Origin of the sequence: Paraburkholderia sp. BL27I4N3 (genome assembly GCF_003386115.1) — a bacterium.
In the GTDB taxonomy this organism is placed as follows: Bacteria; Pseudomonadota; Gammaproteobacteria; order Burkholderiales; family Burkholderiaceae; genus Paraburkholderia.
The window spans coordinates 1,425,849-1,441,297 of record NZ_QREJ01000001.1; the positions used below are offsets into that span (position 1 = coordinate 1,425,849).

The following is a 15,449-nucleotide window of genomic DNA, read 5'->3' on the forward strand; positions in this document are numbered from 1 at the left end:
TCTGGATACCCCTATGCCCACTGCCTATAAACGCGTCCTGCTCAAACTCTCCGGTGAAGCTCTGATGGGCGACGATGCCTTTGGCATCAATCGCGCGACCATCGAACGAATGGTGGCGGACGTGGCCGAAGTGGTCCGTCTCGGAACGCAGCTGGCCGTGGTGATCGGCGGCGGCAATATTTTCCGCGGCGTCGCGGGCGGCGCGGCGGGTATGGACCGCGCCACGGCCGACTACATGGGCATGCTGGCCACCATGATGAACGCGCTGGCGCTGCAGGATGCCATGCGCCACGCCGGCATCGAGGCGCGCGTGCAATCGGCGCTGCGCATGGACCAGGTGGTCGAGCCGTACATCCGGCCCCGCGCGATTCGCCAGCTCGAAGAAGGCAAAGTCGTGATTTTCGCGGCCGGCACCGGCAACCCGTTCTTCACGACCGACACGGCCGCCGCTCTGCGCGGCTCGGAAATCGGCGCGGAAGTCGTGCTGAAAGCAACCAAGGTAGACGGCGTGTATTCCGCCGACCCGAAGAAAGACCCGAGCGCGACGCGTTACACCACGATCAGCTTCGACGAGGCGATCGGCCGCAATCTGCAGGTGATGGACGCCACGGCATTCGCGCTGTGCCGCGACCAGAAACTGCCGATCCGGGTGTTTTCGATCGTCAAACCGGGCGCGCTCAAGCGCATCGTACAAGGCGACGACGAGGGTACCCTCGTCCACGTGTAAACTCTCGTTCACATAACGTGGGCTTTAGCGCGAGCCCGGGCCGCCGCATCTTGCGCGCGCTGGCCGGCTCGCACCGTTTTGAAGGTTCGGAGGTTTAAAAATGTCTGTGGCTGATATCAGGAAGGGCGCTGAACAAAAGATGCAGCGCTCCATCGACGCGTTCAAGAACGACCTGTCGAAGATCCGCACGGGCCGTGCGCACACGGGCCTGCTCGATCACATCCAGTGCGATTACTACGGTTCGCCGGTGCCCATTTCGCAGGTCGCGAATCTGACGCTGATCGACGCACGCACGATCGGCGTGCAGCCGTGGGAAAAGAAGATGGTGCAAGTCGTCGAAAAGGCGATCCGCGAATCGGACCTGGGTCTGAACCCGGCCACGCAAGGCGACGTGATCCGCGTGCCGATGCCCGCGCTGACCGAAGAACGCCGCCGCGAACTGACCAAAGTGGTCAAGAGCGAAGCGGAAACGGCCAAGGTCGCGGTGCGCAACCTGCGTCGCGACGCCAACGAGCAACTGAAAAAGCTCGTGAAAGACAAGGAAATTTCGGAAGACGACGAACGTCGTGCGGGCGACGACGTTCAGAAGCTGACGGACAAGTTCGTCGCCGAAATCGACAAGCTCGTCGTGACGAAAGAAGCCGAGATCATGACGGTCTGAGGCCGGCCGCTCAGTTGCTCACGTTCTCCACTTCTTTTATTTGCAGTCACTGTCCCGACGGCCATGACCTATACCAGCTCAACCGTGCGCGTGCCTGATGTCGCCGCGGTGCCGCGACATATCGCGATCATCATGGACGGCAACGGCCGTTGGGCCACCCAGCGGCGCTTGCCGCGCGTGGCGGGCCATACGCGCGGCGTCGACGCGGTGCGTGCGGCCGTCGAGGCGTGCGCCCGTCAGGGTGTCGAATATCTGACGCTGTTCGCTTTCAGCTCGGAAAACTGGCGCCGTCCGAACGAGGAAGTCTCGTTCCTGATGCGCCTGTTCGTGACCGCGCTGGAGCGCGAGATCGGCAAGCTGCATGCGAACGGCATCCGCTTGCGCGTGGTGGGCGACCTGGCCCGCTTCGATACGCGCATCCGCGATCTGATCAAGCGCGCGGAGACCAAGACCGCGCGTAATACCCGTCTCACACTCACGATTGCCGCGAATTACGGCGGCCGCTGGGACATCATGCAGGCCACCCGCAAGCTCGCCGAACAGTCGGCGCTGGCGGGCAAGGCGGTCGAGGTGACCGAGGATTCGTTCGCCGAACACCTCTCCATGGCTTATGCGCCGGAGCCGGATCTCTTCATCCGCACCGGCGGCGAGCGCCGCGTCAGCAACTTCCTGCTGTGGCAACTCGCCTACACCGAGTTCTACTTCACCGACACGTTCTGGCCGGATTTCGACGCCGACGCGCTCGGCCACGCCATCGCTTCGTACGCGGAGCGCGAACGCCGCTTTGGCCGCACCAGTGCTCAACTCGAGCCGCAATCGCAAAACGTCGATTCGCTTCCATGCTAAAAACCCGTGTCATCACGGCGATCATCCTGCTGGCAGTGTTCCTGCCGGTCACGTTGTTCGCGCCGGTGGGCGCGTTCGGCGCGCTGATCGCTTTTGTCGTCGTGTTCGCCGCGTGGGAGTGGGCGCGCCTGCTCAAGCTGGGCGGCGCGGGCCCGGTCATTTACGCCCTGATCGCCGCAGTGGCGCTGGTGGCCAGCACGCGTCTCGGTACCGGCATCGAACAGGCCAGGCCGCTCTTTGAAGCGGCCGCTATTTTCTGGGTGATCGCCGGCCCGTTCGTGCTGCTGCGCAAGCCCACGCTCGCGCAGGGCGCGTGGCGTCCCTTCCTGTTTCTTGCCGGCATTGTGGTATTCGTCGCGTGCTGGCATGCTCTCGTCGCCGCGCGCATGCAGGGTGTGCCATTCGTGCTGTCGCTGCTGCTATTGGTATGGCTGGCCGATATCGGCGCATACTTCTCCGGAAAAGCGTTTGGAAAACACAAGCTGGCGCCTGCCATCAGTCCGGGTAAGACCTGGGAGGGCGCGATCGGCGGCTGGCTGGTGGTGATGATCGTCGCGGCGGCGGCGGTCTTTTTGCATGCGTTCGAGCCGACCCTGTATTCTGCGCTGCTGGCGCATTGGGGCGCCGTGCGCACGCTGCTCGCGCTGACCTTGCTGGTGGCATTCAGCGTGGTGGGCGACCTGTTCGAATCGATGATGAAACGCCAGGCCGGTGTGAAAGATTCAAGCGGCCTGTTGCCGGGGCACGGTGGCGTGCTCGACCGCATCGATGCCTTGTTGCCGGTGCTGCCGCTTGCCATGCTGCTGCTCGGCTAGAGAAAGAGATATGCAAAAACGTCTGACATTGCTCGGTTCCACGGGCTCGATTGGAGACAGCACGCTCGACGTCGTCGCGCGTCATCCCGAGCGCTTTTCGGTTTATGCGCTGAGCGCGCATCGCAACGGCGACAAGCTCGTCGAGCAATGCCTGCGCTTTCAGCCCGAAGTCGCGGTGGTCGGCGACGCCGATACGGCCGCGAGCGTCGCGGCGAAACTGCGCGAAGCGGGTTGCAAGACCGAGGTCACGTATGGACCGCAAGCGCTCGTCGACGTGTCGAAGAGCGACGGCTGCGATACGGTGGTCGCGGCGATCGTCGGCGCGGCCGGCCTCGCGCCGAGTCTTGCCGCCGCGCGCGCCGGCAAACGCATCCTGCTCGCCAACAAGGAAGCGTTGGTCATGTCCGGCGCGATCTTCATGGACGCGGTGCGCGACAACGGCGCGGTGCTGCTGCCGGTCGACAGCGAACACAACGCGATTTTCCAGTGCCTGCCGCGCGAGGCCGCGCTGCACGGCGGCGTCTCCAAGATCATTCTGACGGCGTCGGGCGGGCCGTTCCGCACGCGCGAACCGGCCACCCTCGTCGACGTCACGCCGGACGAAGCCTGTAAGCATCCGAACTGGGTCATGGGCCGCAAGATTTCGGTCGACTCGGCCACCATGATGAACAAGGGCCTCGAAGTGATCGAGGCACACTGGCTGTTCGATCTGCCGGGCGAGCGCATCGAGGTGCTGATTCACCCGCAAAGCGTGATTCACTCGATGGTGTCCTACGCCGACGGTTCGGTGCTCGCCCAACTGGGCAATCCCGACATGCGCACGCCGATCGCGCATGCGCTGGCGTTTCCGGATCGCGTCGATTCGGGCGTGGCGCAACTCGATCTGCTGCAGGTCGCGTCCCTGTCGTTCGAAAAGCCGGATTACACGCGCTTTCCGTGCCTTGCTCTCGCAGTGAAGGCACTGGCCGAGGGCGGCCTGGCGAGCGCGGCGCTGAACGCCGCGAATGAAATCGCGGTTGAAGCGTTCCTCGCGCGCCAGATCGGTTTCATGGCGATTGCCCAGGTGGTCGACGCGGTGCTCAGCGCATTGCCGAACCGCAGCGCGCATGCGCTCGAAGACGTGATCGAAGCGGATGCCGCCGCGCGTCGCGCCGCTGCCGAATTCATCGCGCGTCTGCCCGACGGCGCCCGTCGCACGGAACGCGCCGTCCAGTGAGGCGCTCATGAACCTGCTGATCGAACTGCTCGCCTTCGCGGTCGCGATTGGCGTACTCGTGGTCGTCCACGAATACGGGCATTACAGCGTGGCGCGCCTGTGCGGCGTCCAGGTGCTGCGCTTTTCGATCGGCTTCGGCAAGCCGCTGTTTCAGTGGGTGAGTCCGAAGACGGGCACCGAATGGACCATTGCCGCGCTGCCGCTCGGCGGCTACGTGAAGATGCTCGACGAGCGCGAAACGGGCGCTGAGCCGATTCCCGCCGAAGCCTTGCCGCATGCGTTCAACCGGCAGTCCGTGTGGCGCCGCTTTGCGATTGTCGCGGCCGGTCCGGTCGCGAACTTCCTGCTGGCCATCGTGCTGTTCGCGCTCGTCTTCGCCACTGGCGTGACGGAGCCGGCGGCGGTGATCGCGGCGCCCGCGCCGAATACGCCCGCGGCTGTTGCCGGTTTTGACGGCGGTGAAACGATCGTTGCCGTGCGTGCCGAGAACGCTGCCGAATCCGAGCCGGTGCGTTCGTGGTCAGACCTGCGCTGGAAGCTGCTCGGCGCGGCATTCGATCACAAGCGCATCGTGCTGAGTGCAAAAGACGCACACGGCACCTCGGATTTCCAACTCGATCTGCGCGGCCTCAGCGAAAAAGATGTCGATGACGACTTCATGTCGCATCTCGGTTTCGAGCCGGGCGGTGGCAAGCTGACGGTCGCGGGTGTGCAACCGGGCAGCGCGGCGCAAAAGGCCGGCCTCGTTGCCGGCGATCGTCTGCGTGCCGTCGATGATATTCCGACCGATAACGCCACGGCCTTCATCGCTTATGTAAAATCGCACGCCGGCAAAGCGGTGACGCTGCAGGTCGAGCGAGGCGGTAAAGCGGCGGGCAAGCTCGAAGACGTGAACATCGTGCCGCAGGCGCAGCGCGATGAAACGACCGGGCAGCAGATCGGCCGCATCGGCGCGGAACTGGCCACGCAGGTGCCGTCGATCGACGTGCATTACGGTCCGGTTGAAAGCTTGCAGTTGGGCGCGCACCGCACGTGGGACCTTGCGGTCTACTCGGTGCGCATGTTCGGCAGGATGATCGTAGGCGAGGCATCGCTAAAAAATCTTTCCGGGCCGGTGACGATCGCGGATTACGCAGGAAAGAGCGCACGTCTAGGTCCTTCTGCATTCCTGTCGTTCCTGGCCCTTGTCAGTATTAGCCTTGGTGTACTGAACCTGTTACCAATTCCGGTATTGGACGGGGGTCATCTGTTATATTATTTGGTTGAAGCTGTTACCGGTAAAGTTGTCTCCGATCGCTGGCAACTCGTTTTTCAGAGGGCGGGTCTCGCCTGCATCGTCGCGTTGTCGGCGATCGCGCTGTTCAACGATCTGGCTCGTTTAATCCATTTTTAAAGTGTTCGGCGGCGTTCACGATGGCGACCGCCCGACCTGATGCAGCTATACACACTGGGGAAGCACGTTGTTTAAACCTCATCGCTTTGTTCCAAAGACGGTTATAGCCGCGGCGTTCGCCGCGCATGGGCTGGTTGCTCACGCAACGACGCCCTTCGTGGTGCAAGACATCCGGATCGAGGGATTGCAACGCGTCGAACCTGGTACCGTGTTTGCCTACCTGCCTATCAAGCAAGGCGACACCTTCAGCGACGACAAGGCATCGGAAGCCATCCGCGCTTTGTATGCCACGGGCTTCTTCAACGACGTCAAGATCGCGACCGAAGGCAACGTCGTCATCGTGCAGGTGCTGGAACGTCCGGCCATCGGCACGATCGACTTCGCCGGCATTCATGAGTTCGACAAGGAAAATCTGACCAAGGCGCTGCGCGCCGTGGGTTTGTCGCAAGGCCGTTATTACGACAAGGCGTTGGTCGACAAGGCCGAGCAGGAACTGAAGCGTCAGTATCTGACGCGCGGCTACTACGCCGCTGAAGTCACCACCACGATCACGCCGATCGACCGCAATCGCGTGTCGGTGCTGTTCTCGGTGGCCGAAGGTCCGAGCGCGAAGATCCGCCAGATCAACTTCATCGGCAACAAGGCGTTCAGCACGGGCACGCTGCGCGACGAAATGCAGTTGTCCACGCCGAACTGGTTCTCGTGGTACACGAAGAACGACCTGTACGCGAAAGACAAGCTGACCGGCGACCTCGAAAACGTTCGCTCGTATTATCTGAATCGCGGCTATCTCGAGTTCAACATCGAGTCGACCCAGGTGTCGATCACGCCGGACAAGAAGGACATGTATCTGACGGTCACGCTGCACGAAGGCGAGCCGTACACGATTTCGAATATCAAGCTGGCGGGCAATCTGCTCGATCGTGAGCCGGAGCTGGCCAAGCTCATCAAGATCAAACCGGGCGACCGCTTCTCGGCTGAAAAGCTGCAGGCCACCACCAAGGCTATCGTCGACAAGCTGGGCGAATACGGCTATGCGTTCGCCACGGTCAATGCGCAGCCGCAGATCGATCAGGCCAACCATAAGGTCGACCTGACGCTGCAGGTGGATCCGAGCCGCCGCGTCTACGTGCGCCGCATCAACGTGGTCGGCAATACGCGTACGCGTGACGAAGTGGTGCGCCGCGAAATGCGCCAGCTCGAAAGCTCGTGGTTCGATTCGAACCGCCTCGCGCTGTCGAAAGACCGGATCAACCGTCTCGGCTACTTTACCGATGTCGACGTGACCACGGTGCCCGTTGAAGGCACGCCGGACCAGGTCGATGTGGACGTCAAGGTGGCCGAAAAACCGACCGGCGCGATCACGCTGGGTGCGGGCTTCTCGTCGACCGACAAGGTGGTGCTCTCGGCCGGCGTGTCGCAAGACAACGTGTTCGGCTCGGGCACGAGTCTCTCGGTGAACGTGAATACCGCCAAGACGTACCGTACGTTGACGGTCACGCAGGTCGACCCGTACTTCACGGTCGACGGCATCAAGCGTATTACCGACGTCTACTACCGTACGTACCAGCCGCTGTACTACTCCACGGATTCGAGCTTCAAGATCGTCACGATCGGTGGCGACCTGAAGTTCGGTATTCCGTTCTCGGAAGTCGACACGGTGTATTTCGGTGCCGGCCTCGAGCAGAACCAGCTGGATATCGACGCGAACACGCCGCAGAGCTACATCGACTACGTGCATGAATTCGGCCGCGTGTCGAACAACGTGCCGATCACGGTGGGCTGGTCGCGCGACGCGCGTGACAGCGCGCTGGTGCCGAGCCGCGGCTACTTCACGCAGGCGAACGCCGAATACGGCACGCCGATCGGCGGCACGCAGTACTACAAGGCCGACATCAACGCGCAGTACTATTATTCGTTCTCGCGCGGCTTCGTGCTGGGCTTCAACTTCCAGGGCGGTTACGGTAACGGCCTCGGCGGCAAGCCTTATCCGATTTTCAAGAACTACTATGCGGGCGGTATCGGTTCGGTGCGGGGCTACGAGCCGAGCTCGCTGGGTCCGCGCGACGCCAAGACGAACGACCCGATCGGCGGCTCGAAGCTGCTGGTGGGTAACATCGAATTGACGTTCCCGCTGCCGGGCACGGGCTACGACCGCACGTTGCGTGTCTTCACGTTCCTCGACGCCGGTAACGTGTGGGGTACGGAAGGCAACAGTATCGGCGCCAACGGCCTGCGTTACGGCTACGGTGTCGGTCTGGCGTGGATCTCGCCGATCGGCCCGCTCAAGCTCAGCCTGGGCTTCCCGCTTACGAAGCACACCGGCGACCAGTATCAGAAATTCCAGTTCCAGATCGGGACGGCATTCTGATCCGGCGGCCTGGAGGCAGGCGGCTGGCGGCCCGGCCAAACTACAGTATCGAGAGGATGACTTTGCTAACCGGTATGTTTTCGAAACGTGTGGCGTGCGCGCTGGCGCTGGCAATGACCTTGGGTGTCGGGGTCGCGCATGGGCAGGAGGCCAGGATCGCGGCGGTGAATTCCGACCGAATCCTGCGCGAATCCGCTGCCGCGAAGGCCGCGCAGGTCAAGCTCGAGGCCGAGTTCGCCAAGCGTGACAAGGACCTGGCCGACATGGCGCAGAAGCTGAAGTCGATGTCCGATTCGCTCGACAAGAACGGCGCGTCCATGTCGCCCGCCGACCGCGCGCAGAAGCAGCGCGACCTGTCGCAACTGGACACGGACTTCCAGCGCAAGCAACGCGAGTTTCGTGAGGATCTGAACCAGCGCCGCAACGAAGAACTGGCGGCGGTGCTCGACCGCGCCAACAAGGTGATCAAACAGATCGCCGAAGCGCAGCATTACGATCTGATCGTCCAGGAAGCGGTGTACGTGAGTCCGCGCATCGATATTACCGATCAGGTGCTGAAGGCTCTGGCGGCGTCGGGTAACTGAGCATGGCTGCCGGGCTTAACGGCCCCGGCAGCGGATCTGACAAGTTGGACCGAATACCAGGAGACAGGATAGGCATGGCATTTACGCTCGAGGACATCGTCCAGCGGTTCGGCGGTGAAGTAGTCGGAGACGGTTCGCAGCGCGTCGGCAGTCTTGCGCCGCTCGACCAGGCAGGCCCGGACCAGCTGGCGTTCCTCGCCAATCCGAAGTACCTGTCGCAGGTTGAAACGACCCGTGCGGGCGCGGTGTTGATCAACGCCGACGACCTCACCAAGCTCGCTTCCCGCGAGAATCGTAACTTCATCGTCACGCCCAATCCGTACGCTTACTTCGCGCGCGTCGCGCAAACCTTCATAGACCTCGCTGCGCCCAAGGCGGCGCCCGGCGTGCATCCGAGCGCGACCATTGACCCGTCGGCGCAGATCGCCGCGAGCGCGGTGATCGGCCCGCACGTCACGGTGGAAGCGGGTGCGGTGATCGGCGACAACGTGCGGCTCGACGCCAATGTCGTGATCGGCCGTGGCACGCGCATCGGCGCGGGCTCGCATCTTTATCCGAATGTCGCGGTGTACCACGGTTGCAAGCTCGCCGAGCGCGTGATCGTGCACGCGAGCGCGGTGATCGGCTCGGACGGTTTCGGCTTCGCGCCGGATTTCGTCGGCGAGGGTGAGGCGCGTACCGGCAGCTGGGTGAAGATTCCGCAGGTCGGCGGCGTGTCGATCGCGGCCGACGTCGAAATCGGCGCGAACACCACTATCGACCGTGGCGCCATGGCGGACACGATCATCGAAGAGTGCGTGAAGATCGACAACCTGGTGCAGATCGGTCACAACTGCAAGGTCGGCGCTTATACGGTGATTGCCGGCTGCGCGGGTATCGCGGGCAGCACGACCATTGGCCGCCATTGCATGATCGGCGGCGCGGTCGGAATTGCCGGGCATGTCACGCTGGCCGACTATGTAATCGTCACGGCCAAGTCCGGCGTCTCGAAGTCGCTGCTCAAGCCTGGTATGTACACCAGTGCCTTCCCGGCCGTGAACCATGCAGACTGGAACAAGAGCGCGGCGTTGCTGCGCAATATCGACAAACTTCGCGATCGAATCAAGGCGCTTGAAAACGCCGCAGCTGAGAAGCAGGACGGCTCAGCAAGCAATTCCGCGGGCAGCAAAGCCTGAACATCAGGGCAACTCGCAGGGCAATTGACTCAGCAGACTCAGCATTTCGCCGGGCAACCCGCCGGCACCGCGTAAAATGGCGGGCAAGCAACAGGAAGCAAAGTCGGTTGCCGTGACCGGGTGGCGCGGCTACCGAGTCACGGCGAGCGCCGGCAGCACGCTTTACCAATCCACCTGCACCAGCATCCGCAGTCATCACCGCGCAGTCAATGCGTGAGCAGAAACACCATGAGCACCGAAAAAATCAATCTCGACATTCATAAGATTCTCACGCTGCTGCCGCATCGTTACCCGATCCTGCTGGTCGACCGGGTGCTCGAACTCGAGCCGCACAAGTGCATCAAAGCGTTGAAGAACGTGTCGATCAACGAACCGTATTTTCAGGGTCACTTCCCGACGCGTCCGGTGATGCCGGGCGTGCTGATTCTCGAAGCACTCGCGCAAACGGCGGCCCTGCTGACGTTTTCGGAAGAGCCGAGCGACCCGTCGAACACGCTGTATCTGTTCGTCGGCATCGACAACGCGCGCTTCAAGCGCGTGGTGGAACCGGGCGATCAGCTGATCCTGAACTGCACGTTCGAGCGTCACATGCGCGGCATCTGGAAGTTCAAGGCGCGCGCCGAAGTGGATGGCGTGGTCGCGGCGGAAGCCGACCTGATGTGCGCGGTGCGGCACACGGACAAAGACGCTTAAACGCACTTAGGCGCGAGGCGCTTAAGCCAGCGTCCGGGTGGTCGGCGGCGTCATGCGCGCGCTGGCCTCCCGCCAGATGCCCATCCAGACAACGCAACAGAATCAGAAGCGAGGACGCATGAGCAGGATTCATCCCACTGCGATCGTCGAACCGGGCGCACAACTCGACGAATCCGTCGAAGTCGGACCGTATGCCGTGATCGGCGCACATGTGACGATCGGCGCACGGACCATGGTCGGTTCGCACAGCGTGATCGAAGGTCACACCACCCTCGGCGAAGACAACCGGATCGGCCACTACGCATCGGTCGGCGGCCGTCCGCAGGACATGAAGTACAAGGACGAGCCGACCCGGCTCGTGGTCGGCAACCGCAACACGATCCGCGAATTCACCACGATCCACACCGGCACGATGCAGGACGCGGGCGTCACCACGCTCGGCGACGACAACTGGATCATGGCGTACGTGCACATCGGGCACGATTGCCACGTCGGCAGCAACGTCATTCTGTCGAGCAACGCGCAGATGGCCGGACATGTCACGATCGGCGACCACGCGATCGTCGGCGGCATGTCGGGCGTGCATCAGTTCGTGCGCATTGGTGCGCACTCCATGCTGGGCGGCGCTTCGGCGCTGGTGCAGGACATTCCGCCGTTCGTGATCGCCGCCGGTAACAAGGCCGAGCCGCACGGCATTAACGTCGAAGGCTTGCGCCGCCGCGGTTTCTCGCCGGACGCGATTTCGGCGCTGCGCGCGGCGTATCGCGTGCTGTACAAGAACGGTCTCTCGCTCGAAGAAGCGAAGGTGCAGTTGCGCGAACTCGCGACCGCGGGCGGCGATGGCGACGCGCCGGTGCAGACGCTGCTCGCGTTCGTCGAAGCGTCGCAACGCGGCATCATCCGCTAACCGATGGCATTGCAACCCAGTCCATTGCGCGTCGCGATGGTGGCCGGCGAGCCGTCCGGCGACCTGCTGGCGGCCTCGCTGCTCGACGGCCTCACGAGCCGCCTGCCCGCCGGCACCCAGTACTACGGGATCGGCGGCCCACGCATGATCGCCACGGGCTTCGACGCCCACTTTCCGATGGAAAAGCTCTCGGTGCGCGGCTATGTCGAGGCGCTGAAGCATATCCCCGGCATTCTCGGCATTCGCAACGAACTGAAGCGGCAGTTGCTGGCAGAGCCGCCGTCGGTGTTCGTCGGCGTGGATGCGCCGGATTTCAATTTTGGGCTCGAGCATCCGTTGCGCGAGGCCGGGATCCCAACCGTTCACTTCGTGTGCCCGTCCATCTGGGCGTGGCGCGGCGGCCGCATCAAGAAGATCGCCAAGGCGGTCGACCACATGCTGTGCGTGTTCCCGTTCGAAACGGCGCTGCTGGAAAAAGCGGGCGTCGCGGCCTCGTACGTGGGCCATCCGCTCGCTGATGAAATTCCGCTCGTGCCGGACACGCTCGGCGCACGCCGGGCACTGGGTCTTGCGGAAGACGGTCCGATCATCGCGGTGCTGCCGGGTAGCCGGCGCTCCGAGATCGATCTGATCGGCCCGACGTTCTTCGCCGCGATGGAGATGATGCAGCACCAGGAGCCGAGTCTGCGCTTCGTGATGCCGGCGGCCACGCCGGCGCTGCGCGAAATGCTACGGCCGTTGGTCGATTCGCACCCCGGCCTCGCGCTGACGATTACCGACGGCCAGGCGCAACTCGCCATGACGGCGGCCGACGCGATCCTCGTGAAGAGCGGCACCGTGACGCTCGAAGCCGCGCTGCTGAAAAAACCGATGGTGATCTCGTACAAGGTGCCCTGGCTGACTGGCCAGATCATGCGTCGCCAGGGCTATCTGCCGTATGTCGGGCTGCCGAATATCCTGGCAGGGCGCTTCGTGGTGCCGGAGATCCTGCAGCACTTCGCCACCCCGCAGGCGTTGGCCGAAGCCACGCTGAAACAGTTGCGCGACGAGACCAACCGGCGCACGCTGACGGAAATCTTCACGGAGATGCATCACGTGCTGAAGCAGAACACCGCGCAGCGTGCGGCGGAAGTCGTGGCGAGCGTCATCGAAAAGCGGAAGGGGCGGCCGTGACCCTGTCACGCGCGCCTCGCCGTAAAACCGTCGCCGGTGCGGCGGCGCAGCAGGTCGGCCTGAACTTCGAGACGCCGGATGACATCGTCTGCGGCGTCGACGAAGCAGGGCGCGGCCCGTTGGCCGGCCCGGTCGTGGCCGCGGCGGTGATTTTCGACCCGTCGAAGCCGATGATTCGCGGCCTCGACGACTCCAAAGTATTGACCGCGAAAAAGCGCGACGAACTGTACGACAAGATCGTCGACCGGGCGCTCGCTTACTGCATTGCGTCGGCATCCGTCGAAGAAATCGATTCGCTGAATATCCTGCATGCCACCATGCTCGCCATGAAGCGCGCCGTGGAGGGCCTGTCGGTCGTGCCGACGCTCGTCAAGATCGACGGCAATCGCTGCCCCACGCTGAGCGTGCGCAGTGAAGCGGTGATCGGCGGCGACGCGCTCGTCAAAAGCATTTCGGCGGCGTCGATTCTCGCCAAGGTTACGCGCGACCGGATGCTGCTCGAATTGCACCAGACGCATCCCGTCTACGGCTTCAACGCGCATGCCGGTTACGGCACGCCACAGCATCTCAAGGCGCTGCGCGAGCATGGGCCTTGCGAGCATCATCGGCGTTCATTCGCACCGGTGCGTGAGGCGCATCTGCGCCTTGGCACGGGCGTGCCGCTGCCGGCGGGTGAAGTGATCGTCGTGTCCGAAGTGATGTTCGACGACGACGCCTTCGGCGAACGCGGCAGCGCCGCCTGAGCTTCACACGAGCGCCTCATGAGCGCTGCGCGTGACCCGTTCTTTCCTCATTCTCACTGTCTTCTTCGCTGCCTGTGAAAGCCATCACCTCGCGGGACAATCCGCTCTACAAGCGCCTGAAGGCACTGGCCGGCTCGACGCATCAACAGCGCAAGAGCGGCCACGCGCTGCTCGAAGGGTTTCATCTCGCGAGCGCCTATCTCGACGTCGCCGGGCAACCGGAAATGTGCGTCGTCACTGAAGGCGCGCTGCGCCACGACGAAGCGCAGGCGATCGTTTCGCGCATCGAAGATCATCGTGTCATGACGCTGCCGGACGCATTGTTCGGGCAGTTGTCGAATGTCGTGCACGGTGTGGGCATTCTGCTGCTGGTTGAAAAGCTCGGCACGCCGCTACCCGACACGGTCGCGCAAACCTGCCTCGTGCTCGACGGCGTACAGGACGCGGGCAACGTCGGCTCGATTCTGCGCAGCGCGGCGGCGGCGGGCATTCAGCAGGTGTTCTGCGCGCCGGGCACGGCGTACGCGTGGTCGTCGAAAGTCTTGCGCTCGGGCATGGGCGCGCATTTCCTGCTGCAGATTCACGAGGACGTGGAAGCGCAGACGCTGATCGAGCGCCTCGCGCTGCCGATCGTGATTACAGATTCGCACGGCGCCGAGGCGATCTACGATTGCGACCTGAGCGGACCGCTCGCGTGGGTGTTCGGCAACGAAGGCGCGGGCGTCTCGCAAATCTGGCGCGACAAGGTTTCGTTGCGGGTGACGATTCCCCAGCCGGGCGGCATGGAGTCGCTGAATGTAGCGGCCGCGGCGGCTGTGTGCGTGTTCGAGCAGTGCCGCCAGCAGCGCGGCCGTAGCTAAAGCAGCAGACCTGCGCTCCCGCGTTTGTCCGCACTCGAGGTTGTTTCAGGCCGCGGGGCGCTGATCGTGCCTATGCCGTTGGTCGACGACACGCATGTTCTCGCGCGTGTCCATGTTCAAGGCCGCCGGGCTTGCGCGACCCACGTGCACAGACTCAATAAGAAGGTCTATCCAGCTTGATTTCCTGCAGGATCGTCGTCGCGATCTCTTCGATCGACTTGTGCGTCGACGACAACCACTTGATCCCTTCACGCCGCATCATCGCTTCGGCTTCGTTGATCTCATAACGGCAATTCTCCGGCGCGGCGTACTTGCTGCCGGGCCGGCGCTCGTTGCGAATCTCCGAAAGCCGCTGCGGATCGATCGACAAACCGAACATCTTCTGCCGATGCGCCAGCAACGGCGTCGGCAATTTGCCGCGTTCGAAATCTTCCGGAATCAGCGGATAGTTGGCCGCCTTCACGCCATACTGCATGGCCAGATAGAGGCTCGTCGGCGTCTTGCCGCTGCGCGACACGCCGACCAGAATCACGTCGGCGTCCGCCAGATTACGGTTCGATTGACCGTCGTCGTGAGCGAGCGAGAAGTTGATCGCCTCGATCCGGTTCTTGTACTCCTCGGTGTCGGCGTTCTGGTGGCCGCGGCCCATCGCGTGGCTCGACTTCAGTTCCAGTTCCTGTTCAAGCGGCTCGACGAAAGTCTGAAACATGTCCAGCACCAGCGCATTCGAGCCTTTGACGATCTGATTCGACGCGCTGTCCACCAGCGTGGTGAAGACGATCGGACGGCGGCCGTCCTGCACGATCGCTTCGTTGATCTTTTCGAGCGTGGCGTAGGCCTTCTCGGTCGAGTCGACAAAGGGCACGCGAACCAGGCGGAATTTCTGGTCGAACTGGGAGAGGATCGAATGCGCGAAGGTTTCGGCAGTGATCCCGGTACCGTCGGAGACGATGAATACGGTGGGCGGCATCAGTGGGGCAGGGGAACGTGAGCGAAAAAAAGCGCTCGAAAGAAACATCGCTGTGCGGACGGCGCTGCCCGGTGGCTAACCGGAGATTGCAGCAGCGTCCGACCAGCGCGCCGTGGGCACCGCAATTGCGCCCGGATGGCGCCGGGGCCTCGCAAAAGCCCGCTGGCCGGTCCGGGGCGCGATTCGAGGCGCAATTCTCGTCCGACTGTCACATTTCGAGAGTCGGCACGGTAGAATAGCGGCAACCTGTTGGATAAGCAATTGCGGGCGATTGGCGGCTAACTTACCGTGAACGGTCGTTCAACACCTCGCTTT

General features: G+C 63.2%; 15 protein-coding genes. 14 read left to right on the forward strand and 1 reads right to left on the reverse strand.

Annotation, left to right across the window (positions count from 1 at the left end):
* Positions 1–13: 13 nt before the first annotated feature.
* The 14 genes from pyrH (at position 14) to B0G71_RS06560 (ending at position 14,164) form a co-directional block, all read left to right on the forward strand.
* Positions 14–727, forward strand: coding sequence for a UMP kinase (gene pyrH, locus B0G71_RS06495; RefSeq protein WP_012433446.1), 714 nt, complete (start codon positions 14–16; stop codon positions 725–727).
* 100 nt (positions 728–827) lie between these two features.
* Positions 828–1,388 (forward strand): ribosome recycling factor, encoded by a 561-nt coding sequence (gene frr / locus B0G71_RS06500; RefSeq protein WP_012433445.1) that lies wholly within the window; start codon positions 828–830, stop codon positions 1,386–1,388.
* A 63-nt stretch (positions 1,389–1,451) separates the two neighbouring features.
* Entirely contained in the window at positions 1,452–2,234 is a 783-nt protein-coding gene (gene uppS / locus B0G71_RS06505; protein WP_106279635.1) for a polyprenyl diphosphate synthase, read from the forward strand.
* The gene (locus B0G71_RS06510) at positions 2,228–3,049 is read left to right on the forward strand and encodes a CDP-archaeol synthase (protein ID WP_116140540.1); all 822 of its coding nucleotides are present in this window, start codon (positions 2,228–2,230) and stop codon (positions 3,047–3,049) included. The genes uppS and B0G71_RS06510 overlap by 7 nt, the downstream gene beginning before the upstream one ends.
* A 10-nt stretch (positions 3,050–3,059) precedes the next feature.
* Positions 3,060–4,265 (forward strand): 1-deoxy-D-xylulose-5-phosphate reductoisomerase, encoded by a 1,206-nt coding sequence (locus B0G71_RS06515; protein ID WP_106279639.1) that lies wholly within the window; start codon positions 3,060–3,062, stop codon positions 4,263–4,265.
* Positions 4,266–4,272: 7 nt separating this feature from the next.
* Positions 4,273–5,658, forward strand: coding sequence for an RIP metalloprotease RseP (gene rseP, locus B0G71_RS06520; RefSeq protein ID WP_116148369.1), 1,386 nt, complete (start codon positions 4,273–4,275; stop codon positions 5,656–5,658).
* Positions 5,659–5,725: 67 nt separating this feature from the next.
* Entirely contained in the window at positions 5,726–8,029 is a 2,304-nt protein-coding gene (gene bamA, locus B0G71_RS06525; protein WP_116140542.1) for an outer membrane protein assembly factor BamA, read from the forward strand.
* A 62-nt stretch (positions 8,030–8,091) separates the two neighbouring features.
* On the forward strand, positions 8,092–8,613 hold the full coding sequence (locus tag B0G71_RS06530; RefSeq protein ID WP_181916899.1) for an OmpH family outer membrane protein: 522 nt from the start codon (positions 8,092–8,094) through the stop codon (positions 8,611–8,613).
* 74 nt (positions 8,614–8,687) lie between these two features.
* The gene (gene lpxD, locus B0G71_RS06535) at positions 8,688–9,788 is read left to right on the forward strand and encodes a UDP-3-O-(3-hydroxymyristoyl)glucosamine N-acyltransferase (protein ID WP_116140544.1); all 1,101 of its coding nucleotides are present in this window, start codon (positions 8,688–8,690) and stop codon (positions 9,786–9,788) included.
* A 228-nt stretch (positions 9,789–10,016) separates the two neighbouring features.
* The gene (fabZ, locus tag B0G71_RS06540; RefSeq protein ID WP_012433437.1) at positions 10,017–10,481 is read left to right on the forward strand and encodes a 3-hydroxyacyl-ACP dehydratase FabZ; all 465 of its coding nucleotides are present in this window, start codon (positions 10,017–10,019) and stop codon (positions 10,479–10,481) included.
* A 118-nt stretch (positions 10,482–10,599) separates the two neighbouring features.
* Positions 10,600–11,388 carry an acyl-ACP--UDP-N-acetylglucosamine O-acyltransferase gene (lpxA, locus tag B0G71_RS06545; protein ID WP_116148372.1) on the forward strand — a complete coding sequence of 263 codons (789 nt, stop codon included), beginning with the start codon at positions 10,600–10,602 and terminating at the stop codon, positions 11,386–11,388.
* A 3-nt stretch (positions 11,389–11,391) separates the two neighbouring features.
* On the forward strand, positions 11,392–12,561 hold the full coding sequence (lpxB, locus tag B0G71_RS06550) for a lipid-A-disaccharide synthase (protein WP_106279647.1): 1,170 nt from the start codon (positions 11,392–11,394) through the stop codon (positions 12,559–12,561).
* A complete protein-coding gene (gene rnhB / locus B0G71_RS06555) occupies positions 12,558–13,304 on the forward strand; it encodes a ribonuclease HII (RefSeq protein WP_116140546.1) in 747 nt (248 codons plus the stop codon). Before lpxB ends, rnhB begins: the two co-directional genes overlap by 4 nt.
* A gap of 74 nt (positions 13,305–13,378) precedes the next feature.
* The gene (locus B0G71_RS06560) at positions 13,379–14,164 is read left to right on the forward strand and encodes an RNA methyltransferase (protein WP_116140548.1); all 786 of its coding nucleotides are present in this window, start codon (positions 13,379–13,381) and stop codon (positions 14,162–14,164) included.
* Positions 14,165–14,318: 154 nt separating this feature from the next.
* On the opposite strand, the gene B0G71_RS06565 is transcribed toward B0G71_RS06560, so the two are convergent.
* Positions 14,319–15,134, reverse strand: a complete 816-nt coding sequence (locus B0G71_RS06565) for a pyruvate, water dikinase regulatory protein (RefSeq protein ID WP_012433432.1) — start codon at positions 15,132–15,134, stop codon at positions 14,319–14,321.
* Positions 15,135–15,449: the final 315 nt, after the last annotated feature.

Bases quoted from the DNA above. Each gene is read 5' to 3' on its own strand.
- pyrH (WP_012433446.1), top strand. From the start codon at position 14: ATGCCCACTGCCTATAAACGCGTCCTGCTCAAACTCTCCGGTGAAGCT.
- frr (WP_012433445.1), top strand. From the start codon at position 828: ATGTCTGTGGCTGATATCAGGAAGGGCGCTGAACAAAAGATGCAGCGC.
- uppS (WP_106279635.1), top strand. From the start codon at position 1,452: ATGACCTATACCAGCTCAACCGTGCGCGTGCCTGATGTCGCCGCGGTG.
- B0G71_RS06510 (WP_116140540.1), top strand. From the start codon at position 2,228: ATGCTAAAAACCCGTGTCATCACGGCGATCATCCTGCTGGCAGTGTTC.
- B0G71_RS06515 (WP_106279639.1), top strand. From the start codon at position 3,060: ATGCAAAAACGTCTGACATTGCTCGGTTCCACGGGCTCGATTGGAGAC.
- rseP (WP_116148369.1), top strand. From the start codon at position 4,273: ATGAACCTGCTGATCGAACTGCTCGCCTTCGCGGTCGCGATTGGCGTA.
- lpxD (WP_116140544.1), top strand. From the start codon at position 8,688: ATGGCATTTACGCTCGAGGACATCGTCCAGCGGTTCGGCGGTGAAGTA.
- fabZ (WP_012433437.1), top strand. From the start codon at position 10,017: ATGAGCACCGAAAAAATCAATCTCGACATTCATAAGATTCTCACGCTG.
- lpxA (WP_116148372.1), top strand. From the start codon at position 10,600: ATGAGCAGGATTCATCCCACTGCGATCGTCGAACCGGGCGCACAACTC.
- lpxB (WP_106279647.1), top strand. From the start codon at position 11,392: ATGGCATTGCAACCCAGTCCATTGCGCGTCGCGATGGTGGCCGGCGAG.
- B0G71_RS06565 (WP_012433432.1), bottom strand. From the start codon at position 15,134: ATGCCGCCCACCGTATTCATCGTCTCCGACGGTACCGGGATCACTGCC.